General features: G+C 48.2%; 18 protein-coding genes, 1 tRNA gene and 1 other RNA gene. 9 read left to right on the top strand and 11 right to left on the bottom strand.

Annotation, left to right across the window (positions count from 1 at the left end; translation table 11 throughout):
- The first annotated feature begins 75 nt into the window (after window positions 1–75).
- On the top strand, window positions 76–2,781 hold the full coding sequence (adhE, locus tag AB8599_RS10150; protein ID WP_407330786.1) for a bifunctional acetaldehyde-CoA/alcohol dehydrogenase: 2,706 nt from the start codon (window positions 76–78) through the stop codon (window positions 2,779–2,781).
- Between the two features lie 168 nt (window positions 2,782–2,949).
- On the opposite strand, the gene AB8599_RS10145 is transcribed toward adhE, so the two are convergent.
- From AB8599_RS10145 to AB8599_RS10135, 3 genes are all read right to left on the bottom strand, one after another.
- Entirely contained in the window at window positions 2,950–3,624 is a 675-nt protein-coding gene (locus AB8599_RS10145; RefSeq protein ID WP_407330785.1) for an SDR family NAD(P)-dependent oxidoreductase, read from the bottom strand.
- Between the two features lie 268 nt (window positions 3,625–3,892).
- Window positions 3,893–4,402, bottom strand: a complete 510-nt coding sequence (locus AB8599_RS10140; protein WP_407330784.1) for a VC2046/SO_2500 family protein — start codon at window positions 4,400–4,402, stop codon at window positions 3,893–3,895.
- Between the two features lie 181 nt (window positions 4,403–4,583).
- Window positions 4,584–5,852, bottom strand: a complete 1,269-nt coding sequence (locus AB8599_RS10135) for an O-acetylhomoserine aminocarboxypropyltransferase/cysteine synthase family protein (RefSeq protein WP_407330783.1) — start codon at window positions 5,850–5,852, stop codon at window positions 4,584–4,586.
- A 236-nt stretch (window positions 5,853–6,088) separates the two neighbouring features.
- Between AB8599_RS10135 and AB8599_RS10130 the strand changes: the two genes are divergently transcribed.
- Window positions 6,089–7,588, top strand: coding sequence for a helicase HerA-like domain-containing protein (locus AB8599_RS10130; RefSeq protein ID WP_407330782.1), 1,500 nt, complete (start codon window positions 6,089–6,091; stop codon window positions 7,586–7,588).
- On the opposite strand, the gene AB8599_RS10125 is transcribed toward AB8599_RS10130, so the two are convergent.
- Both AB8599_RS10125 and AB8599_RS10120 read right to left on the bottom strand, forming a co-directional pair.
- Window positions 7,585–8,256 (bottom strand): YoaK family protein, encoded by a 672-nt coding sequence (locus AB8599_RS10125; RefSeq protein WP_407330781.1) that lies wholly within the window; start codon window positions 8,254–8,256, stop codon window positions 7,585–7,587. The two genes, AB8599_RS10130 and AB8599_RS10125, sit on opposite strands and share 4 nt — an antisense overlap.
- 161 nt (window positions 8,257–8,417) lie before the next feature.
- Entirely contained in the window at window positions 8,418–8,702 is a 285-nt protein-coding gene (locus tag AB8599_RS10120; protein WP_407330780.1) for a 2Fe-2S iron-sulfur cluster-binding protein, read from the bottom strand.
- Between the two features lie 259 nt (window positions 8,703–8,961).
- On the opposite strand from AB8599_RS10120, the gene AB8599_RS10115 reads away from it, so the two are divergent.
- Complete coding sequence (locus tag AB8599_RS10115; protein WP_407330779.1) at window positions 8,962–10,089, top strand: GGDEF domain-containing protein; 1,128 nt, start codon at window positions 8,962–8,964, stop codon at window positions 10,087–10,089.
- A 31-nt stretch (window positions 10,090–10,120) separates the two neighbouring features.
- Here the strand turns inward: AB8599_RS10115 and AB8599_RS10110 are convergent, their stop codons facing one another.
- Complete coding sequence (locus AB8599_RS10110) at window positions 10,121–10,621, bottom strand: hypothetical protein (protein ID WP_407330778.1); 501 nt, start codon at window positions 10,619–10,621, stop codon at window positions 10,121–10,123.
- Between the two features lie 345 nt (window positions 10,622–10,966).
- Here AB8599_RS10110 and AB8599_RS10105 point away from each other — a divergent pair, with 345 nt between their 5' ends.
- From AB8599_RS10105 to AB8599_RS10080, 6 genes are all read left to right on the top strand, one after another.
- Window positions 10,967–12,007, top strand: coding sequence for a substrate-binding domain-containing protein (locus AB8599_RS10105; protein ID WP_407330777.1), 1,041 nt, complete (start codon window positions 10,967–10,969; stop codon window positions 12,005–12,007).
- Between the two features lie 72 nt (window positions 12,008–12,079).
- Window positions 12,080–13,462 carry a phosphate ABC transporter permease subunit PstC gene (pstC, locus tag AB8599_RS10100; RefSeq protein WP_407330776.1) on the top strand — a complete coding sequence of 461 codons (1,383 nt, stop codon included), beginning with the start codon at window positions 12,080–12,082 and terminating at the stop codon, window positions 13,460–13,462.
- Window positions 13,455–14,756: a phosphate ABC transporter permease PstA gene (gene pstA / locus AB8599_RS10095; RefSeq protein ID WP_407330775.1), complete on the top strand. Its 1,302-nt coding sequence runs from the start codon at window positions 13,455–13,457 to the stop codon at window positions 14,754–14,756. Before pstC ends, pstA begins: the two co-directional genes overlap by 8 nt.
- 103 nt (window positions 14,757–14,859) lie before the next feature.
- Complete coding sequence (pstB, locus tag AB8599_RS10090; protein WP_407333208.1) at window positions 14,860–15,636, top strand: phosphate ABC transporter ATP-binding protein PstB; 777 nt, start codon at window positions 14,860–14,862, stop codon at window positions 15,634–15,636.
- 184 nt (window positions 15,637–15,820) lie between these two features.
- A tRNA-Ser gene (locus AB8599_RS10085) sits at window positions 15,821–15,911 on the top strand.
- A gap of 44 nt (window positions 15,912–15,955) precedes the next feature.
- Window positions 15,956–16,103, top strand: a non-coding RNA gene (locus AB8599_RS10080) — RtT sRNA.
- A gap of 259 nt (window positions 16,104–16,362) precedes the next feature.
- On the opposite strand, the gene AB8599_RS10075 is transcribed toward AB8599_RS10080, so the two are convergent.
- From AB8599_RS10075 to AB8599_RS10055, 5 genes are all read right to left on the bottom strand, one after another.
- Entirely contained in the window at window positions 16,363–18,315 is a 1,953-nt protein-coding gene (locus AB8599_RS10075) for an EAL domain-containing protein (protein WP_407330774.1), read from the bottom strand.
- 65 nt (window positions 18,316–18,380) lie between these two features.
- Complete coding sequence (locus AB8599_RS10070; protein WP_407330773.1) at window positions 18,381–18,980, bottom strand: OmpA family protein; 600 nt, start codon at window positions 18,978–18,980, stop codon at window positions 18,381–18,383.
- Complete coding sequence (locus AB8599_RS10065) at window positions 18,977–20,332, bottom strand: TolC family outer membrane protein (RefSeq protein WP_407333207.1); 1,356 nt, start codon at window positions 20,330–20,332, stop codon at window positions 18,977–18,979. Before AB8599_RS10065 ends, AB8599_RS10070 begins: the two co-directional genes overlap by 4 nt.
- Window positions 20,333–20,362: 30 nt before the next feature.
- Window positions 20,363–21,745: an HlyD family type I secretion periplasmic adaptor subunit gene (locus AB8599_RS10060; RefSeq protein ID WP_407330772.1), complete on the bottom strand. Its 1,383-nt coding sequence runs from the start codon at window positions 21,743–21,745 to the stop codon at window positions 20,363–20,365.
- The gene (locus tag AB8599_RS10055; RefSeq protein ID WP_407330771.1) at window positions 21,738–23,927 is read right to left on the bottom strand and encodes a type I secretion system permease/ATPase; all 2,190 of its coding nucleotides are present in this window, start codon (window positions 23,925–23,927) and stop codon (window positions 21,738–21,740) included. The genes AB8599_RS10060 and AB8599_RS10055 overlap by 8 nt, the downstream gene beginning before the upstream one ends.
- Window positions 23,928–23,934: the final 7 nt, after the last annotated feature.

Below are 23,934 nucleotides of genomic sequence, written 5' to 3'. Positions count from 1 at the left end.
GTTTCTTAGGCCACTAATCAAATTAGCATGTAGTTACTAAATGATTTTCAAACTTTAGGTATGTAGGAGACAACTATGCCTGTAACTAACGTAGCCGAACTCAATGCAATGGTTGAGCGTGTAAAGAACGCACAGAAAGAGTTCGCCACTTTCTCGCAAGAGCAAGTCGACAAAATTTTCCGCGCGGCCTCTTTGGCGGCGAACAATGCCCGTATCCCACTAGCCCAACAGGCTGTAGCAGAATCTGGCATGGGTATTGTCGAAGACAAAGTTATTAAGAACCACTTCGCTTCTGAATTTATCTACAACAAATACAAAGATGAAAAAACCTGCGGCATCTTGGAAGAGAACGACGAGTTCGGTACTTTCACTATCGCTGAACCTGTAGGCATCATCTGCGGTATCGTCCCTACGACCAACCCAACTTCAACGGCTATCTTCAAATCTTTGATCTCTCTGAAGACCCGTAACGGTATTATCTTCTCGCCACACCCACGTGCTAAAAACTCTACGAACGACGCTGCGAAGCTGGTTCTAGACGCGGCTGTTGCTGCGGGTGCACCGAAAGACATCATCGGCTGGATTGATGAGCCATCAGTTGAGTTGTCAAACCTTCTAATGAAGCACGACGACATCAACCTTATCCTTGCAACTGGCGGTCCAGGCATGGTTAAAGCGGCTTACTCTTCTGGTAAACCAGCTATCGGTGTAGGCGCGGGTAACGTTCCAGTTGTTATCGACGAAACAGCGGACATTAAGCGTGCAGTTGCCTCTATCCTGATGTCGAAGACTTTCGATAACGGCGTAGTGTGTGCTTCTGAGCAAGCCGCTATTGTTGTTGATTCAGTGTATGACGAAGTGAAAGCACGTTTTGCCTCTCACAAAGCACATGTACTGAGCAAAGAAGATGCAGCGAAAGTGCGTAAAGTTCTTCTTATTGACGGCGCACTAAACGCGAAAATCGTTGGCCAACCAGCGGTTAAGATCGCTGAAATGGCAAACGTTACTGTACCAGCAGACACCAAAGTACTTATCGGTGAAGGTCTAGGTAAAGTGTCTTACGACGACGAGTTCGCTCACGAGAAACTGTCTCCAACACTGGGTCTGTTCCGTGCTGATGATTTCGAAGATGCTGTTGCTCAAGCAGTGACCATGGTTGAAATTGGCGGTATCGGCCACACTTCTGGTCTGTACACTAACCAAGATGTAAACCAAGATCGCATCCGTTACTTCGGTGACAAGATGAAAACTGCACGTATTCTTATCAACATCCCAACCACTCACGGTGGTATCGGTGACCTGTACAACTTTAATGTTGCACCATCACTGACCTTGGGTTGTGGTTCTTGGGGCGGTAACTCAATTTCTGAGAACGTTGGTCCTAAGCACCTTATCAACAAGAAGACTGTAGCGAAGCGAGCTGAGAACATGCTGTGGCACAAACTACCTAAATCAATCTACTTCCGTCGTGGTAGCCTGCCAATCGCGCTTGGCGATTTGGAAGGTAAGAAACGCGCAATGATCGTGACTGACCGCTTCCTGTTTAACAACGGTTACTCTGACGAAATCGTTGCGTTGCTGAAAGCACAAGGCATGGAAGTTCAGACGTTCTTCGAAGTTGAAGCTGACCCAACACTGTCTGTTGTAGAGAAAGGTGCTGCAGCAATGCAGAGCTTCCAACCTGACGTAATCATCGCTCTTGGCGGCGGTTCACCGATGGATGCAGCGAAAATCATGTGGGTAATGTACGAGCACCCAGAAACGCATTTCGAAGAACTGGCAATGCGCTTTATGGACATCCGTAAACGTATCTACAAGTTCCCTAAAATGGGTAAAAAAGCAGAATTGGTATGTATCACTACCACTTCAGGTACCGGTTCAGAAGTGACACCATTTGCGGTTGTAACTGACGACAAGACTGGCGCTAAATACCCACTGGCTGACTACGAACTGACACCACAAATGGCAATCGTAGACGCAAACCTAGTGATGAACATGCCTAAGTCGCTAACCGCATTCGGTGGTTACGATGCAGTGACTCACGCACTAGAAGCTTACGTGTCTGTTCTTGCGAACGAATACTCGGATGGCCAAGCGCTTCAAGCTCTGAAGATGCTGAAAGAATACCTGCCATCGAGCTACGCAAACGGCGCGGCAGACCCTATTGCTCGTGAGAAAGTGCACAATGCAGCGACTATCGCAGGTATCGCGTTTGCTAACGCATTCCTAGGTGTATGTCACTCTATGGCGCACAAAATCGGTGCTGAGTTCCACCTGCCACACGGCTTGGCGAACGCACTATTGATTTCTAACGTGGTTCGTTACAACGCTAACGACAACCCAACGAAGCAAACTGCATTCTCTCAGTACGACCGTCCACAAGCACGTCGTCGCTACGCAGAAGTTGCTGAGCATCTAGGTCTGGCACAGCCAGGCGACCGCACTGCTCAGAAAATTGAGCGTCTGCTAACGTGGCTGGAAGAACTGAAAGTTAACTTGGACATTCCATTGTCTATCCAAGCGGCTGGTGTGTCTGAAGCTGATTTCCACGCGAAGCTTGAAGGCCTAGCAGTAGAAGCGTTCGATGACCAATGTACTGGTGCAAACCCACGCTACCCATTGATCACTGAGCTGAAAGAAGTGCTGGTTTCTTCTTACTACGGTAAAGCCTTTGTTGAAGGTGAAACTTTCGAAGGTACAACGGTTATCAAGAAGAAAGAAGACCGTGATGTAGCTGCTAAGCCTGCTGCAAAAGCAAAAAAAGAATCAGCAAAAGCGTAATTCGCTGACCTGATAGAAAAAGCCCGCTTTCGCGGGCTTTTTTATTGGCAGTGGTCAATACCCTTTGAAGCGAATAAGCCCTGACAATAGGCAGTTACCCATTGTCGGAATTTAGGTCATTTCAAGGAAAAGGGTACAGAAGCGGCTACGGCAAAGTTCACCAACCGTCTAACTTGCAGCTTCTAATATACGGCCGGTGAAACTGTCGTTTTCAACGATGTATGCGGCACCATCAATCATGTCGTAGTTAACCGCAGGGTGATAATGGACATTGCCATTATCATAATGACGTTTGCGGGGAAGTACCCCACCTACACGAATATTGGCGTGCTCTAATTCTTGCGCCCAGCTCCGAGTTAAACCGCGAATAACCGCGTTTGAACTATCAAGGCTTTGGTTACGGCCCATCTCAGCTTGTAAGCCAGGGATATTCACGATGACGCCTTTACGGCCTCGATCAAGCATGTTGAATGCAGCGCCGCGTCCGAATAGATAGAGATTAGAGGCAACATCAGCGATGGTTTGGTCCACGGTGTCATTGCTCGCCAACAGGCTAGGTAAACAACTTGCTTGCCAATAGTTAATCAACACGTCTACCGCACCCATCTCGCGATTGATTTCCTCAAACAGAAAGGAAATGTTCTCAACACTTCGACTGGCGAGAGAGAAGGAGTAGCAAATACCTCCTGATCTCATGCACGAGTCGTAGGTTGTTTGCAGCTTTTGTCTTTCAGTATCTACCAAGGCAACACGTGCGTTTAGCTTGCAAAAATATTCAGCCATTGCACGTCCGGTTGGTGTGCCTGCTGCAGTAATCACAATGACGGATTTTGCGATATCCATTGTCTGACCTTTCTCAATTTACTCTGACTTATTACATTGTTATACGGCACTAACTAACAACTTATACCCAGCTTTTCAACGGGCGGATAACAATCTTGGACCATGATTTGAGAAAGCGATGTGAATTTGTTCAAAAAAGTGTGTGCAAACTGTGTGCAAAGTGATTTTTTTAGTAAGTGATCACAGTTATGTTTTTTGGGGTGGAAGAAGTTGAAGTAATAAATTAGCTGTGTTAGTTGATATAAATAATTCTTTGTTAATCAAATCATTAGGCTTGAGCGTTAAGCTCTTGATAGCGTTTTGCTGTCACCAATTGCTGATATAGATTTACCGGATCAAGTGCGGTAGTTTTAGTATTTTCAGCCGCAAGCTGTCTTCTCTGGTGTCCAGAGAGATTATGATAAACATCTTCGCCCAAATTGTGCGTTCCAATGGCAGGAAAATGTAAAGCTGACGGTGTGACACAGTGATTTAATCGTGCACTGGCGATACCGGCTTTGTGGAACGCATCTGCTTGCGTTCCGCACAATTCATAATCTTTTTCTTCAGCAATCAGGCGCGTAGGTTCGGGCAAGTTCAGCGCTTGACGAAGATCGGCTTCGGTCGCTTTTTCAGGGTAAGGCGGGTTAAGAGGGGTTGTTTCTGTAGCGTCACTAGAAAGAAGTGCCAGCATCAAAGCAAAATCCGAGCGACGGCCCTGAGTCACAGCATGACTTAGGTGATCACCTAGCTGCACATCAGTAATAAGTTGGGCTTTGTCGAGTGCGTGGATTTGCATAATTCTCAGCAGTTCTTCTGGATACCTTCTGTTTATCGACGTGAAACCCAAAACCTTTAATGATTTTTGCTGTTTTTTCTGTGTGTTAGACGTTGTTATTCTGTGTGTTCGGAAAAGATAAAGCCCGCCGAAGCGAGCTTTATCATCAAGACATGTTGCTGAGTGCTATTGCAAATATCAGTTAGGCGTTAAGTGCCTGCTCCAGATCGGCAATAATATCGTCGATGTGTTCAATGCCTACCGACAGTCGAATCATCTCCGGCGAGACGCCCGCCTGTGCTTGTTCTTCTGCACTCAATTGACGGTGTGTGGTCGATGCTGGGTGACAAGCGAGTGATTTTGCATCACCAATGTTCACCAAACGTTTGAACAAGCCCAATGCATCATAGAAGCGCACGCCTGCGTCATAACCGTCTTTCATTCCAAAGGACAGAATCGCCGATGGCTTTCCGCTCATGTATTTATTCGCCAGATCATAAAATTCAGAGTCAGGCAGACCCGCATAGCTGACCCAACTGACTTTATCGTGCGCTTTCAAATACTCAGCCACTTTAACGGCATTCTCAACATGACGCTCCATACGTAGCGACAAGGTTTCTAGTCCTTGCATCAACATGAACGCATTCATGGGTGAGAGCGCTGCGCCAGTGTTACGCAATGGAACCGTACGTGCACGACCAATAAAAGCTGCGTCGCCAAAGGCTTCGGTATACACCACACCATGGTAAGCCGCTTCGGGTTGGTTAAACACAGGGAAGCGAGCTTTGTGCTGCGCCCAAGGGAATTTGCCCGAATCGACAATCACGCCGCCAAGCGTTGTACCATGACCACCCACATATTTTGTCAACGAGTGAACAACGATGTCCGCGCCGTGTTCAATGGGTTTGCAAAGCACTGGTGTTGCGACTGTGTTGTCGACGATGACAGGCACACCTTGTGCGTGAGCCAATTCGGCAACCTTAGCTAAATCAATGATGTTACCTGCGGGATTACCAATACTTTCGCAATAAACAGCTTTAGTTTTTTCATCGATCAATGCCGCAAGGCTTTCTGGTTTGTCGTCTTTGGCAAATCGAACTTCAATACCTTGCTTTGGCAGCATGTGTGCGAACAGAGTATAAGTGCCACCGTACAACTGAGGGGTAGACACAATGTTGTCACCGATTTCAGCAAGTGTTTGGATGGCATAGTTAATCGCCGCGCTACCTGCACTGACTACCAGCCCAGCGATCCCCCCTTCCAAGGCGGCCATGCGTTGTTCCAGCACGTCATTGGTTGGGTTCATAATGCGGGTATAAATGTTTCCCGGCACAGCAAGGTTAAACAAATCAGCACCATGCTGGGCACTGTCAAACTCATAAGCAACGGTTTGATAGATAGGTGTGGCAACGGATTTGGTTGTTGGGTCAGTTTGATAACCTGCATGGATAGAGAGCGTTTCGTCTTTCATCGTTCTTCCTTGAAACAAACACAGAACGCGTAATATGACAGAAAGCGACAGTGGTTAAGTTGCCCCCGCTCATGTTTTTCACCCCTGTTCTCCGCGTCGAGATGCTGGTATCACTCTTGATGTACAAACCATTATCAACACCACGGCCTAATTCAACGTTGTCTCACTGGCTCGTCATCTTTTTCGCGTCTATTGCTCTATCTTTCTAATCATCCCCATTAGGCTAAGGAATGGCTATGCAGAGCAAACACACATTTACCCTTGGTGCATCAAACGAAACCCCCATTGTTCAGTTAGGCAAAATGAGCAATCGTCACGGTATGATTGCGGGCGCAACGGGAACGGGTAAAACCGTTACCCTGCAAGTATTGGCAGAAGGATTCAGCCAGCTAGGAGTCCCTGTGTTTGCTGCTGACATCAAAGGCGACCTTTCAGGGATTGCCGTTCCGGGTAAACCACACCCTAAAATTGACGCGCGCTTAGCCAAGATGCCACTCCCTGATTATCAACAACAGGGCTTTCCGGTTTCATTTTGGGACTTGTATGGCGAAAACGGTTTACCCGTGCGCACCACTATCTCTGACATGGGGCCATTATTACTGGCCAATTTACTCGAGCTTAACGATACCCAAGAAGGCGTGCTTTATGCCGCGTTCAAAATTGCTGATGAGCAAGGCATGTTGATGTTAGATCTCAAAGATCTGCGTGCCATGCTCGTTTGGATGGGTGAAAACGCCAAATCACTCTCCTTGGATTATGGCAATATTTCATCGGCAAGTATTGGCGCGATTCAGCGACGGTTATTAGTGCTTGATGAACAGGGCGGTGACAAATTCTTTGGCGAGCCCGCACTTGAACTGAGCGATATGATGCAAGTCGACTACTCTAGAAAAGGCGTGATCAATTTGCTTGATGCGACCCGTCTGTATGCAGAGTCACCGCGTTTATACAGTGCCTTTTTGTTGTGGATTTTGTCTGAACTGTTCGAGCAATTGCCCGAGCAAGGGGATGCTGACGTGCCCAAAATGGTGTTTTTCTTTGATGAAGCGCATCTGTTATTTGAAAGCGCGTCTAAGCCACTATTGGAAAAGCTTGAGCAAGTGGTTCGGCTGATTCGTTCTAAAGGCGTTGGGGTGTATTTTATTAGCCAAAGCCCCATGGATATCCCAGAAGATGTACTGGGGCAACTGGGGCTGAAAATCCAGCATGCACTGCGGGCGTTTACCCCGAAAGACAGAAAAGCGATTAAAACCGTTGCCGAAAACTTCCGAGAAAACCCCGCGTTAGATACCGCCAGTGTGCTGACGGAGCTGGGTATTGGCGAAGCCTTGGTCTCCGTGCTGAATGAAAAAGGCACGCCCACTGTTGTCGAGCACGTGCTTATTGCTCCACCGCAATCTCGAATTGGCCCTTTAACGGCAGACGAACGCACCCAGCGGCTTTCTCGTTCGCCGCTTAAAGCAAAATACGATCAAGCTATCGATAGGCATTCCGCCTATGAAGTATTGAAAGAGAAAGCATTGCAGCAAGCACAGAGTGAACAGAAACAAAAAGAGGAGCAGCAAGCTCAAGCCCCCCGTTCGCGCCAAAGTCGTTCCCGTGAAAGTGCATCATCCAGTGGAATGGATATCGCGTCGTCCCTCGCGAAAAGTGCCGCCAGAGCCATGGGAAGCCAGTTGGGTAGGCAGATCATTCGCGGCATTATGGGGTCATTGTTTGGCGGTAAAAAACGTTAGCGCAAACGAACGCTTATTTGCCTCATGTAGATGCGGTAAATCATCGCAAGCACAACACACACCATAGCTGGCGCTGCGAAGGAATATGCGCCGAATAATGGGAAGATAATAGCGCTGAGTGTTCCGCCGAGAATAAACCCAACGGCAATGACTAAAAACAGCACCAGTTTACGGCGGTTCAGTGGTTGTCCGCGCAGCAGTGCGCCGAACATCAACCCTAAATCTGTGATGATCCCTGTGATGTGCGTGGTGCGCACAATCGCGCCACTGTAGCTTGTTACCAATCCATTTTGGATGCCACACGCCGCAGCGGCGAGATACAACCCATATATGGCATTGTGTTGCATTGGATATATCGCGCCAAGCAACAGTGCCGCTTCAACCAACAGCAGCAAATCATAACGTCGCCCGAGTGATAGCGTGCCATCTTTCAAGATAAAACCGGACAACAATGCTCCGCCGAAGAACCCCGCAAGAATACTCGACAAATGGATGAGTTGCGCAGGGTGACTCTTGATCAGATCGGTGCCGATAAGTGTCGCAGTGCCAGAAAGGTGAGAAATAGCCTGATGCTCAAAACCTAATAAGCCAATGCCATTAACGCAACCTGCGGTAAGGGCAAGAATAAAAGCCCCATATTCAACCCATTTGGGAAGCTTGGATATCACGCGTCAACCTTTTAGTCTGTGCGGGTGGGAGGGAAATGCTCGGCGTTAGACCGAATAACAGGGAAGGAATTTTACATTAAACCGCGAGAAATCACGCGGTTTAGATCAAATGCTCGAACGGAAATCCGTATCAAACTCAGCAGCAAGACAGCACGACAACCTTAATTAACAGGAATGATGGTAATATCGCCATACACGCTGCATTGGCAAGCCAAACGCCGTTTGTCACCGTCCATGTCTAAGGTATCGAGCAAATCGATCTCTTCTTCATTTTTTGGGCTTAGATTGTTCATGCCTGCCACCACATCAATGGCGCAAGTCCCGCATGCTGCCGAACGACAACCAAACGGCACTTCGCTTCTTCCTGTGTCTTCCAAATCGATTAACGAACTACCGCTGGAAAGTTCCACAGTATTTCCTGTTTGACCGAACGTGACTTTTGGCATGGCGTAACTCCTCTAACGTGAACACTTTATGTGTATTCAGATATAGCTCTCTTTTTTGTTAACGCTTTTAGCATAGCCGTTTGATTTCGTTGTTGAGAACTAAAATGGCCTCAAACGATCACGCATTGTTCATACAGAACAGGCACATTGATCAGCAAGAACGATTCGATTTGGATAAAAGAAAAGGGCAGAGAAAAACACTTATGGCTCGTCCTGTGCTATTTCTTTTAATACAAAGATCTCAAAGTTGGAACCTTCTATGACCGCCAATCTTGCCTTGTCTGACAACAAACCTTCACTTGATAAATTTATGTGCGATTTGCAAAAGCTAAGCCGTCGGCGCGGTCAGTCATTTTCTGATTGGGTCGTCGATCTACTCAAAGTAGGGGCGAATCATTTTGGTGCCAGCGTCGGAGAGCTCGCTAGAGTCAGCGATAAAGAGCTCCAAGTTCTGGAGCGCTTTTCGGCGAACACGGGCGAGAATGTGAGTGCTTCATACGCTATTGTTTCAGATGTTATGCCATTGGCGAATTCTTTTAGTAGCGTCGTCGCGGGTATGAAAGAGCCCGTACTCGCACCTGATATCCGCTCACATGAAAAATTGAGTGGGCACCCCTATATGAAAAATATGCCTGTTGCCTATTGGGGAGTTGCCATTCATTTTGGCGGCTTGGTGTGGGGGACCCTAAGTTTTAGTGCCGACGATTTGGGTGGGAGCAATGCCAATGATAAAAATGCGCTTTTGCTGATGGCAGGGCTACTTGAACTCAAACTTGAAAATGAAGAGTATCGCGAGGAATTGTTTGGCGCGCGTACGTCCTATCAATTACTCAGTGAGCGTTTACAAAACATTCAGCACATTGATTTGCTCACCGACTTACCTAATCGTGGTGCCTTGTTTGATTATCTTCACCGCGAAATTAACCAACTGATCCGTCGAGACGGAGAAGGGGCGATAGCGCTGGTGGATATCGATTTCTTCCACATGTTCAATGAAAAGTATGGTCATGAAGAAGGTGATCGCATTCTTAAAGGTGTTGCGGACTCATTGAGACAAGCCGTGCGTAACTACGATTACGTTGCGCGCTACAGTGGCGAACAATTCTTGGTGTGGTTTCCCGACACCTTGCAATCAGAAGTGGTGAAAGTGTGCGAGCGAATGGCGGCGCATGTTGCGCATTGTGAAGTAGAAGGAACCCCAGTCACTATTAGCGTCGGCTACTGCGCGTTTCGTAGTGACAGTGAAGAGAAAATCCCTTACTCCAGAGCGCTCGATAAACTGATTAACTTGGCGCATACCGCGTTAAATGAAGCCAAAACGAAAGGACGGAACTGCGCGGTATCTGCGTCTAAACGTCCGGTTACGATCACATCTTTACCGGTTTGAGCGTGTCGTTTCTTCTTTGTCGCGCTATCGACTAGCGGTAAAGGTACATCGATAGAAAGTAATTGATTTGGTCATTGAGGTATTTTATTGCCACCTGCCTGTCGTTGGTTTCACCACCTTGTGTGATATCCCAAGGAATGAACTTGGTATAACGGGGCAGCGATTTTCCCGATTGCACCGAAGAGGGAGAAAGCGCGATCAAATAGTCCACATTCTGCTCCTGATAGGCATCAATAGACCGCAAATGATCATCACGGCAGGCAATATTGTATTGGCGAAGCGATTGGCAGGCCGAAGAAATATTGCAGATATCGCTGGTGAAAGCACAAAGCCCTTTGAAGTAGCTATCGGCTTTGTGGCTCAAAATAGATTGGGCCACCAACGAATACCCCTGCGCACCATCACAAAGAAACAACACGCTGGGTTTCACTTTTTGCCCGTTTGATGAGGGTGTCTCCGTGTTATTTCCCAATACCGATAACACCTCGTTTTTGCATTTTTCTTTCTCGCCTGCTTTCCCGCGTTGAACCATGTTCTCTTTCTCATTGGCTGTTCATCAATGATGATCCCAGATCATGAGATTCACCCTCTGCATGCCTCCACTACTCGATTCGATAGCCGCGCAATGCGTACGAGAAAAAACGTCGATGAGGTGACTTGGGTATAACCTAAACAAGCAATATGTCATCTGGGTGACATATTGATTTCATTAATGTTTCAGCGTGAAACCTAAGCTGGTTGTAATTAAATGTTCACATTTAGTTAAGGTTAGTGTCACAGACGACCTCTAAGTTTTACATCAGTTTTGAAGTAAATAAGAAAGCAGCACAGGCTTTTCTGGCTGCTTAACGAACAAACAATCGACTTGGAGGTTGATGTGAAACTTAAGACTCTGATTGCGGCATCGACAGTATGTCTGTCTACCTTTACGGCGGGTAACGTTGCTGCTGCGTCACGTGACTACATTAGCATTGTTGGTTCATCCACAGTGTATCCCTTTGCCACTGTTGTCGCGGAACGCTTCGGTCGCACGTCAGAATTTGCGGTACCGAAAATTGAATCAACCGGTTCAGGCGGCGGCTTAAAATTATTCTGTTCAGGTGTAGGTGAAAACACACCGGATATCACCAATGCTTCGCGCAAAATCAAACGTTCAGAAGTTGAGTTGTGTGCGAAAAATGGTGTGAAAGATATCGTTGAAGTGAAAATCGGCTATGACGGCATCGCATTCGCAAACTCAAAACAATCGCAGCAGTTTGACCTTTCGCTTAAAGACATTTTCACTGCGCTGGCGAAAGTGGTTCCGGATGCAAACGGCAATCTGATTGCTAACCCAAACAAAACTTGGAAAGACGTTAACGCCGCTCTACCTGCGACCAAAATCGAAGTACTTGGCCCGCCACCAACTTCAGGCACGCGTGATGCGTTCGTCGAGTTGGCGATGGAAGGCGGTTGTAACCAATATCCAGAGCTGAAAGCGCTGAAAAAATCAGACAAAAACAAATATAAAGCAGTTTGTCACGGCATTCGTGAAGACGGCGCATTTATCGAAGCGGGCGAGAACGACAACCTGATCGTTCAGAAGCTGGATGCAAATCCAAAAGCGTTCGGTATCTTCGGTTATAGCTTCCTTGAGCAGAACGCAGACAAAGTACAAGGCGCAAAAATTGCCGGTGTAGTGCCAACGTTTGATGCCATTGGTGACGGTTCATACCCTGTCTCTCGCTCACTTTACTTTTATGTGAAGAAAGCGCACGCAGACGTGATTCCAGGTCTGCAGCAGTATGTTGCCTCGTTCACGTCTGAAGATGCAATCGGTGATGAAGGTTATCTGACTGACCGCGGATTGATTCCTCTGTCAGCGCGTGATTTGAAACTGGTTCGCAACAATGCAGTTGGCCTTACGCCGAATCTGTAACGCGTTACCCCTGGGGTGGTGTGCTGAAAACAGCACGCCACCTTTGTTGTGAAAGGGATTTAAGGAAAAGGGATGCAAACGTCTACATTGATGGTGGTAGTACTCGCACTTACGTTGAGCGCGTACCTTCTTGCCAAAAAACGTTCCCGGAGTATTGCTACTGTAGAAGGTGGCCTGAACAAACTTCACTCTCGACCTGCTTATTATGGCTCGTATGCGGCTATTCTCGCGGCAGTGCCGAGTGTACTTCTTCTTATCATCTGGCAGGTATTCGAGCCGAGCACGGTGAAATCGCTGGTGTTGGCGCAATTGCCTCAGAGCATGCTTGATGCCAACGAAAATAGTCATCTGCTGTTTGGCCAAATTGTGCACATTGCCAATGGTGTGCTTAACACTGACGAGCCTGCTTTAATCGCAGCGGCGGCCTACTATCACCATCTTGAGAGCATTGGCCAAACCCTTCGCTTTGTTGCTGTGGCTGCCTTGTCGCTGGTTGGGCTCTCGTTCGGTTGGCGTGCAGTGAGGCCCAAGCTAAAAGCCCGTCATTACGTCGAAAAGTCCCTTCAGTTCTTTCTCATGTTTTGTTCGACGTTGGCCATTCTCACCACACTGGGTATTGTCCTGTCGGTGCTTTTTGAAGCCATTCGCTTCTTCCAAATTATTCCCGTCACGGATTTCTTATTTGGCACCCAATGGTCACCTCAGATAGCCCTTCGTGCTGATCAACAAGGCGCGACTGGTGCATTTGGTGCGATTCCATTGTTTACCGGCACCTTGATGATTTCATTGATTGCCATGTGTATTGCAGCGCCCATTGGCCTAATGAGCGCAATTTATCTCGCTGAATACGCCTCGCCAACGGTTCGCAATATCGTCAAACCTGTGTTGGAAGTGCTGGCAGGTATCCCTACCGTGGTTTATGGCTTCTTTGCGGCATTAACCGCAGCCCCTTTTATTCGCGATGTCGCCGAAGCGGTTGGCGTTTCAGGTGCATCCTCAGAAAGTGCGCTGGCGGCAGGCATGGTGATGGGTGTGATGATCATTCCTTTTGTTTCGTCATTGTCAGATGACGTGATCACCGCGGTGCCTCAATCGCTGCGTGATGGCTCACTTGGACTAGGTGCTACTCAATCGGAAACCATTATCAATGTTGTCATTCCCGCTGCACTCCCCGGCATTGTGGGCGGCTTACTGCTGGCCGTGTCACGTGCGATTGGTGAAACCATGATTGTGGTGATGGCGGCAGGCTTGTCCGCCAAGTTGACGGCAAACCCGCTGGATTCAGTGACCACAGTCACGGTGCAAATCGTGACCTTGCTGGTGGGGGATCAAGAATTCGACAGTCCGAAGACACTGGCAGCGTTTGCATTGGGCTTGACCTTGTTTGTCGTGACGTTGGCACTGAACTTTGTCGCCCTTCGAATCGTGAAAAAATATCGAGAGCAATATGACTGATAGATTATTAAAAATCGCTGAAACCAAGCGAGACAAAGTGAAAGCAGGCGTGGGTCGTCGTCGCGCCAAAGAAAAGCGTTTTCGCTTCTACGGCATCGCGTCTATCTCGATGGCCTTTGCGTTCTTGATTGTGTTGATGACCACCATTGTCTCTGATGGCTACACTGCGTTCTTTACCACCGAAATCAAACTGACGGTTGATCTGTCAGAGGATAACTTGGGCTTAAACGGTCGTGACATTAATCATCAGACCTTGATGAGTGCCAGTTTTCGTAAGGTGATTCGCAAAGCAATTTTGGCCGAAGTGCCCGTTGATGGGCGTGAGCAAAAACGCGCGCTTTATAAATTTTTGTCGAACGGCGCGGAATACGATTTGCGTGACAAGGTAATGGCCGACCCATCCCTAATCGGACAACGCATTGAGTTTTGGGCGCAAGCAGGCGACAACTTCAATCAGTACAACAAAGGCAACATTACGTCAGCTACGCCAGAAGATGGACGACAGTTCAAAAACCTTCAAATTCAGTGGTATGACGAACTGGTAAAAGAAGGGAATGTTCGTACTGTCTTCAACACCAACTTCTTCACCAATGGTGACAGCCGTGATGCAGAGTTAGCGGGCATTTGGGGCGCAACGGTAGGCTCGTTTTATACCTTGCTGATCACGTTGGCATTGAGTTTTCCGATTGGCATATCCGCCGCGATTTATCTTGAAGAGTTTGCGCCGCGCAACCGTGCCACAGAGCTGATTGAAATCAACATCAACAACCTTGCTGCTGTGCCGTCAATTGTGTTCGGTTTACTCGGGTTAGCCGTGTTCCTGAACGTGGCCGACTTACCTCGTTCTGCGCCTGTTGTGGGTGGTTTGGTGCTAACGCTAATGACCCTACCAACCATCATTATTTCTAGCCGAGCGGCGATAAAAGCCGTGCCGCCATCCGTGCGCGACGCCGCTTTAGGTGTTGGTGCTTCAAAAATGCAGATGGTGATTCACCATGTGCTGCCATTGGCCATGCCGGGCATGCTTACAGGCACCATCATTGGCATGGCACAAGCGCTGGGCGAGACCGCGCCGCTGCTCATGATTGGCATGGTCGCTTTCATTGTCGATGTTCCATCAGGGCCACTTGATGCAGCCACCGCACTGCCAGTACAAATTTATCTCTGGGCTGAAAACCCTGAAAAAGGCTTTGTTGAGAATACCTCTGGCGCAATCATGGTGCTGCTGGCCTTCTTGGCATTTATGAACGCGTGCGCCGTTATCATGCGCAAGCGCCTAGAGCGCAAATGGTAGGAGAAGGGAAATGACCACCATAATTACCAATTCGGCTGATTTTTCAATCAGCAAAAGTATCCGTTCTGCTGAACATACAGCGGCCCCCAAAGAAACTTGCGGCATGCCATTTGTTGAATCCCCGCGTATGACGGCACGCAATGTCGGCGTGAGTTATGAAAGCGGTGCCAAATCGGCCATCCGCAATATCAATCTTGATATTGGTGAGAAACAAGTGTTGGCAATGATCGGCCCGTCAGGCTGCGGAAAGTCGACATTTTTACGTTGCTTAAACCGCATGAATGACACCGTTTTTGGTTGCGAAGTGACAGGACAAATCTTGTTGGATGGTCACGATATCTATGCCAAGGAGCAAGAAATTGTCGAGCTACGTTCACAAGTTGGCATGGTGTTCCAACGCGCGAATCCATTCCCCAAATCTATTTATGACAACGTGGCGTATGGGCCGCGTATCCATGGTTTGGTGGATAGCAAAGATGAGCTTGATGAAGTGGTGGAGCAATCTTTGCGACGCGCAGGTCTTTGGGAAGAAGTGAAATCACGCTTGGATCAGCCTGCAACGGGTTTATCTGGCGGCCAACAACAGCGCTTGTGTATTGCGCGAACGATTTCGATAGCGCCAGAAGTGATCCTGATGGATGAGCCATGCTCAGCGCTTGACCCGATAGCCACGGGCATCATCGAAGATCTGATTGAAGAGCTTAAAGAAAACTTCAGCATCGTGATCGTTACGCACTCCATGTCACAAGCGAAGCGTGTTTCCGATCGCACTGCTTACTTCCATTTAGGCGATTTGGTTGAAGTGAATGAAACTGCCAACGTGTTTGAGCAACCTGAGCACAAATTGACTAGAGACTATATTGGCGGACGATTCGGGTAAAACCCAGGTGTTTGGTTTCAGTCAATGAAGACAATGCTATCAAGGCGAACGTAACGTTCGCTTTTTTAGGCCTTGATCTGGTGTTCCTTTGCACGAACTGTCTAAACCCTGTTCAAACGAAAGCAATGGAGTAAATTCGCGCTTTACAAGGTCACGATAGCTTTGTAATATTCGCCGCAACAACGGAGAGATGGCTGAGTGGTTTAAAGCACCGGTCTTGAAAACCGGCGAGGGTTTATAGCCCTCCTAGGGTTCAAATCCCTATCTCTCCGCCAAATTAGATTAAGCCCGCTCATTGAGCGGGCTTTTTCGTTTCTGGAATAAGCATTTATAGATAGGGATGCAGAATCCTAGGCTTGGGTTCAGCCGAGCGAAGCGAGACAACGTTGCCCCGACGAAGTCGGAAAAGGCGACGGCCCGAAGGGCAAGGGAGCGCAGCGACCGAGTAAATCCCTATCTCTCCGCCAAATTAGATTAAGCCCGCTCATTGAGCGGGCTTTTTCGTTTCTGGAATCCGCATCAATTTAGATAGGGGCGCAGAATCCTAGCGGGGTTCAGCCGAGCGAGGCGAGACAACCTTGTCCCGACGAAGTCGCCTTCCACATACGACGTTTCTTGTCGCGCGAAATGAAGCAAAGCCTGTTTGCTGCCTTCGGGAGTGAACGGTGAACCCCATTGCGTGACAAGGGGAGCCGCAATCGTTGATTGGTGTCACTCGAATGTTTGCTAAGCTGATTTTTGCATTTCATCATTCAGTGATTCCAACGCGAACGGCGGGGAGATAAAGCCGAAATAAGCGTCGATGTTTGATATCGGAAGCTTAGAGAGCTGCTGCTTATATTCAATCGAAGACGCAATCACTTCGATCCCAAGGCTGGACGCCATTTTTATTATTGGTTTCAGTAGGAGTAAGTGGTCGCTGGAACCATCGCGGTTTTGAATGAAAGAATGGTCAAGCTTAACAAAGTGAGGCTCTAGCACTTTGAGGAAAGAGACAGAGGCCAAGTGTTGTCCAAACCTGTCTATCCCAAAGCGTATCCCTGCTTCATTAAAGCTCCGGCAGGCTAATTCGCAATCTTCTGGATGGTTACAGGCGATCGCTTCGGCAAACTCAAAGTAGAGGCGGTTTTTGAGCTTGTTCGCCATGACGGTGTCGATAAGCCATTTGATGAAGTCAGGATCTTTAATACTGTCTGACGTTAAATTGATCGAAAGGGGAGCGATTTCCTTGTCACATTTTAGAACAGTCACCAGTTTCTTTACGACGCAGCGGTCGAAGCCTTGTGCAATGGAGAGCCTGGAGAGATCAGATACCCACTTGTTTGCACAAATGAAGGTGTTACCTATCTGAAGTCTGGCAAACACTTCGTATTGTTGTATCTCGTGAGAAGCGGTCGCAAAAACGGGCTGCAACATGTACTCAAAAGTCTCATTCTGTAAGGCCTCCACCAATTTCTCATCGAGCTGTTCTTGCGAATGTTCCTGTGAGGTTTGGGAGAAAGCGAAGACGGTGCTTTCAATGTCTGCTTGGTTTTTGGCGATATTCGCGCGCTCAAGAAGGGATGAAACAGTATCGTCTGTGTTTCGTTCCGCAACCCCGATGGCGAAGCCATTGGCGATGGGTAACCCATTACTGATGATTTCTGAATTGATGGCTCTGATGATTTTTCTCAGATGCTCACGGGCTTGTTGTTCGTGAATGCTGGGGATCAGGACTGCGATTTCATACTTTGCTGTTCTTGCTACCAAAGAATCGTTGGTCTGCTCCAATATGTGTTCGATAGATTGGCCCATAGAACGAATACATTCGTTGAAGTTTTTGGTGCCTTGTTTTGGGTCGGTATTTTCAAGCCATTTCAGGTTAATCAGCATCAAGACGCCGCAGTCCCCATCCAACAACCAGCTTTCGGTCTGGCGGATAAGGAAACTCCGGTTTGGTAAACTTGAAGATTCGTCATAAAGGTATTTTTTACGCAGGCTACTTATCTCTTCATTAAGCGTTTCGAAAAGATTCTGAAGCTGTGATGACATGTCATTGAAGGCGGTGGTCAGCTCGGATAAGTCACTGGTTTTTGGGGCAGGTACGGCATTGGAAAAGTCCAATTTGGCAATGCGTTTCGCCTCGAGGGTGATGGTTTTCACCGGCGAGAGCATGCGGGCGATGGTATACCGAACCACGAGCGTCGCTGCAGTGATCAGTATGATGGATGAAATGAGAAACGATCGAAACAGCTGCCATAATGTCGAATAGGCGTTATCGGTCTCAATCACAATTGAAAGGGTAGCCAAATCAGCCCAACCGTTTGAGATGGTCTTGGTTAGCCAAATAGGTTGAATGAGGTCAAAAGCAACAAACCATTCCGGAGCAGGTTGAGAAGCGGTTACCTCTTGACTCCAAGTTTGCAAATCACCGTTAAACAACCACTGCAGTGTCACCTGACTGAGAGCGGTTTTGTCATTCATCACGGTTTCAAAAAAGCGCTCGCTTTTGTCCAGATCGCCTGTTTCCAGAATTGGCACCAAAGCGGCACTCAGGTTTTGCATCGCACTGTTAGTCTGAAACTGCATTTCTTGTTTGATGAAAGCAAGGTTGACAGTGAATTCTGCATAGGCCATCGCTGCGCATAGAAACAAGAGTGTGGTAGCTACAACAAGTGTGATTTTGTTGGTTATTGTCATGCTGTATCCCATTTGGAATTGTGTGCAATTTCAGGTCGGTTAAGCGACCTGTATCATGCTCTTTCTCAATATTCAGAGTCGGTATATATCGTCCATTTCAAAGGTATGCGCTTATCACTTCCCCGAATGTCTGCAACGACGCGTCGATTCCGTTGGTGTGCTTCAGGTGTATCAGCATCATCAAGCAAGCGTTCTTCCCCGTACCCTATGGCTTGAATGTGGCTGCGATCGATACGATGAATGGAGGCCAGGAGAGCGGCAATTGACTTAGCGCGTAGCAGTGACAGCCGTTTGTTCACATCTGCCGCTCCCTCAGCGCTGGCATGCCCTTCAATGGTGACTTCTGCGTAGGGAAAATCCGCCATAAACTCAGCGACTTTGGCGATTTCAGAATAATACTTAGGGTTGACGTAAGCGGAACCGTTAGTAAATAGCACATTCAGCGTGATGCGTTCGCTCACTACATTGACGCCTGAACAGCCGTCGTTATTAACGACGGCACCCTTAATGGTGTTGTTGCACTTTTCTCTCGCTTCAATCACGCCATCGAGGTCTAAATCTCGTAAGTCAGCAGGCTGTTCGTCATTTTCCGGGAAGCTTTCAATGTCGCTGGTACTGCACCCAACCAGAGTGAAGAAGCAAAACGCTATCAAGACTTTCTTCATTGTGATTCTCCTCCACTCGCGGTTTGTTTTGTTGCAGGTGGCTGAACTCTCAAAGAGGAGAGCAGTCTTCCGGTTGAATTGAGAATGCGGTATTCCGCGATCAGGTAGTCGTATTCTGCGGAGAGATAATCTTTCCTCGATTCGAACAGTTCGTTTTCTGAATCCAGCAAGTCAATCAGAGTGCGTTGGCCCAAACCAAACTGCAGTGTGTAAGCGCTCTGGGTTTCCACCGACGCGGTAACATGTTCTCTCAAATAGCCCATTTGTTCTTGAAGGCTGATTCGCGCATTCCAAGCCAAGGTGGCACCTTCAATCACATCGCGCACTGCTTTTTGGTTAACTTCTTTCGACTCTCCAATGCGATAGGCCATTTCCTTTTCAAATGCCGTATCCCTTCCGCCGTTGTAGAGGTTGTAACGCACACGCAGCATGGCCTGCAGATCGTTGTCATGGCCCAGTGTTCCGCCAATGTCGTTATTCCAGTTTCCGTTCAGTTCCAGGCTGACTTCTGGATAGTAAGAAGATTTCGCGGCCTCTCGCTGAAAATTGGCGGCATCGATATCCGAGAAAGATACCTTGATGGTGGGGTGTTCTTTCTCCGCGATGGCAATGGTTTGATTTAAATCGGCTGGAATGAGTGCGGCGTCTGGAAGTGGTATATTCAGGCCTTCCGGCGGAACATTGACCACTCTGATGTAATTGCTTCTTGCATCCATCAGGTTATTTCTGGCGGCGATTAGATTGGATTTTGCGCGTGCCAAGCGCCCCGTAATTTGTGACAAATCCGCTGAGGAGCCCAAGCCAGAATCGGTTTTCTCTTTGATTTGACCATAGATGGTCTCATGACTTTTCAGGTTTTCTTCTGATAGTTCGACGACCTGTTTGGCTTGAAGGTATTTGATGTAGACTCTCACCGCTTCTAGGGCTTGGTCTTCCGACGCGGAAATGAGGTTCCAATAACTGGCGTTTGCGGCTGCTCTCGAACGGTCGACTTCGTTTTGCGTTTGGAAACCGCTGAATAGTGCTTGCCTGATACTAATCCCTGCTTCACCTGGGTTGAGTTCATCGTCTTCTCTTCCGGCAGCCCGTGTTGAAGGACTGTTCGTTTGTTCCCAGCCATATCCGGCGGTGAGATCGACAACAGGGAGGTAGCCGGAGAACGCTTGGTCAATTTGTTCTTGTTGTGCTTTGTGTGCGTGAAATGCCCGTCTTACGTCAGGGCTCGAGGAAAGCGCCTTGGCTACGGCTTGCTCCAGCGTGTCGGAATACACGGTTGTTGGCAACAAAACAGCGCATGAAAGAGCCACTATGAGAAGACGTTTGAAGCGCTTTTGAAAGCTTGTATTTGGCATCATTGACGAGCTCCTGGGTCATGTACTCAATTAACGTTCGCGAAGGGCGGATTCCCGCGCACGTAAAATCGGGTTTAGGATGTAATCCAACACAGTGCGTTTACCGGTGACGATGTCCACGCTGGTTAACATGCCAGGGATGATGGGCATGTCAGGACCGTTCTTATCCTTCAGGTTTGACTCATGGGTTCTCACTCTCACCAGATAGAAACTGTTGCCTTTGTCATCCTGTGTGGTGTCAGCGCTGATGTGTTCAAGTTTGCCCTGCAGACCGCCATAACGGGTGAAATCGTAAGCCGTGACTTTGACGACAGCCGGCAATCCCGCATGCAAAAAAGCGATATCCTTCGGCTGGATTTTGGCCTCGATAAGCAGCTGATCTTCGTTAGGGACGATTTCGAGGATGTCCTCGCCTGGACTGACGACACCACCTAGCGTATTGATATGAATGGTTTTGATGGTGCCGTTGACAGGGGAGGTGATGATGGCTTTGTCCACTTTGTCTTGTGAGCCGACTTTCGCTTGTTGCAAACGGGACAGCTTGGCTTCCAGCTCACTGATCTGGGTGAGGTTATCGTTTTTGAAGGAGAGAACTGCTTCACGGCGTTTCAGGATCACTTCATCTTGTTCCGCTTTGAGTTTGGGCTGAAGTTGATGCAAAGCGGCTATTTCTCCCCGCATGTCGTTAAGCTGACGTTGTAGCTTGAGTAACTCAATCTCAGGCACGATTTTCTTTTGGGCGAGTGGTTTGGTCAGCTCATATTCACGGGCAACCAATTTAGCACTGTTCTCCAGTGTTTTGATTTTGGTTTTGAGCTCTTTAATCTCTTGTTGTTTCTGGAGAACCTGCCGAGACTGGATCTCTATTTTATTGGTTAAATCATCTAAATGACCCTGAGACTCGATCTTTTGGCGTCGCACCAATTCTGGCTCTTGGGCAATGAGTGCCTCTGGAAAGGCCAAATCAACAGGCTTGATAGAAATCTGGTCTTCCCAAGTCACTTCAAGGCTTTGCAGTTGAATGCTATCCAGTTCTTGCTGCAAGCGAATGATATTGGCATTCAGGCTGGCATCTTCCTCTTCTTGCTGGGCCACATCAGAGCGAAACCGAGTGTCATCAATGAGAGCGATGGGCATGCCTTTTTCCACCACCATTCCTTCTGTGACATACATTTCCTGCAATATGCCGCCATCAAGGCTTTGAATGAGTTGGACTTGTGAAGGTGGAATCACCTTTCCCTCCCCGCGAGTCACCTGATCGAGAGATGAAAGTGACGCCCATGCGATGAACAACGCGACCATCACGATCAACAACCAGAGCACGATGCGATATTTGCTGGGTACATCCATGATCATGGCGCCATAGATATCGTCAGCCATGTCGAGATCTTTGCTGTCTTTAATTTTACTCATAGTTGGCTTTCCTCTTTGCTCCGTCATTGCCAGCGCCTTGTGAAAGCTGCTTGAGGACAATTTCTCTTGGTCCATCCAGAAAGATTCGCCCTTGGTCTAAAACAATTACGCGGTCAACTATGTCCAACAGGGACATTTTGTGGGTGATGAGAACGAGGGTTCTGTCTTTGCTGACCTGATGCATGGCTCTGATAAATTGCTTTTCTGCAAATGCATCCATGGATGATGTAGGTTCATCCATCAACAACACGGAAGGGTCGTTGAGGATAGCGCGAGCCAATGCGACAGCCTGTCGTTGACCTCTTGATAGTGAGTTGCCGCCTTCACCCACCTGCTTATCGAGCCCTTGCGAGTCGAGAGAGGTGAACTGACCAACGCCAGAGAGTTGTACCGCGCGTATCAGCTGATGTTCAGTGACCTGACGGGTTCCGAACAGGATGTTGTCCCGGATGGAACCATGGAACAAGGTGATATCTTGAGGCATGTAGCCGATGTTTCGCCGTAGATCGGCAGGGTGGATCTGTTTGGAATCGATACCATCAAATCTCAGGCTCCCTTGAGAGGGTTGATAGAGCCCCGCGAGCATTTTGAGCAGCGTGGTTTTCCCTGAACCGTTTTTCCCAATGATAGCGACACTTTCGCCCTCAGTGATTTTGAGTGAGCTTGGGTAAAGCACTGGCTCTTCGGTGCCAGAATAGGTGAAGGAAACCCCGGCACACTCGATTTGTCCTTTCAATTGTCGACGACTGATCAGATGGCCTTTGCCTTCATATTCATCTTCTTGCGTCATCAACCCATCTAGCTGACGCAGTGAACTCATGGTTTGATTAGAGCGAGTCAGCAAGTTTGCCAGTTGTGCCATGGGAGACACAACACGACTCGACAGCATCACAGCAGCAATAATGCCACCCATGGAGATGTCGCCCTGTGAAACACGATACACACCAAAAATCACCACGCCAATTGCCGTCATTTGGGTAACAAAGGTGGCGAGGTAAGACACTGACTGGGAGATCTTTTTCACTTTCAGTCCCCAGTCGGCGGAGTGCGCTATCATCTGTTGCCACGTTTTCTGTACGATGCCTTCTGCAAGGTTAGATTTTATGGATTCCATGGCAGAAAGGCTTTCTATCAGGTGACCATTTTTCAAGCCGGCGAATTTGCTGCTTTCTTCGATGGCAGCTCGCAACCTTGGCTGAATAGCGCAGGCGTAGCCAATGATGATGAGGCCAGCAATAAGAGGGACGACAGCGAGATCACCCGCGAAGATGTAGATGATGAAAAGGAAAAGAATTGCAAAGGGTAAATCTACCAGTGCGGTAACCGTCGTGGAGGTGAGCATTTCCCGAACGCTGTCGAACTCGCTGAGTTGTTTGGCCATGCCACCCACACTCGGCCCCCGTTTTTCGAGTGGAATGCCAATAGATTTGGCGAACAAACGAGAAGAAACCACGATATCTATCTTCTTGCCCGCGGTATCTATCATCATGCTTCTGACATAGCGAAGGATGTAGTCAAAAACGAAAGCCAGCGTTGCACCGCTGGCGAGTACCCAAAGCGACTCAAAGGCCAGGTTCGGCAAGATTTTGTCGTAAACGTTCATCATAAACAGCGGGGAAACAAGAGCAAAAATGTTGATCACAACAGAGGCTAACAGCGCTTCTCGATAGATTGGGGCAGCTTCCCACAGCATCGAAAACAGCCAATGGCCTTTTTTGCCGTGCAAGTGAACATCAACACTCTGGTCACCGCGATACTGCTTTTTGATCAGAATGGCATAGCCAATATACTGCGCTTCCAGTTCCTCAAGGGTAAGTTCTGTTTCCCCTCCCGTGTCAGGCAGCTGGATGATGGCTGTGCCTTCCTCAGCGTCGATAGACCGCAGCAAACATGCTTTTTGGTCGACAAGCAAAAGGACACAGGGCGTGAGCATCTCTCCAATGGTGTTCAGTGGTTTTCTTGCCACGCGGGATAAGAGGCCGGCACGGGAAGATGCTTGCGGGAAAAGCTCAGGTGTCAGACGGGCCTCCTTCATGGGAAGGCTGGCGACCAGAGCTTCTCCTGAGCATGGGGTGCCGTAGTGCTCAGTCAATATGACCAAGCATTCCAGCAAAGGATCTTCAGTGGTTTGGACTGAACCTGGAATGCTCCACTGAGGTTTTACATTGTCTGCTAATTGCAAATTCAAT

The organism is Enterovibrio litoreus (genome assembly GCF_045679545.1).
In the GTDB taxonomy this organism is placed as follows: Bacteria; Pseudomonadota; Gammaproteobacteria; order Enterobacterales; family Vibrionaceae; genus Enterovibrio.
This window is presented reverse-complemented; position numbering and strand designations above follow the sequence as displayed.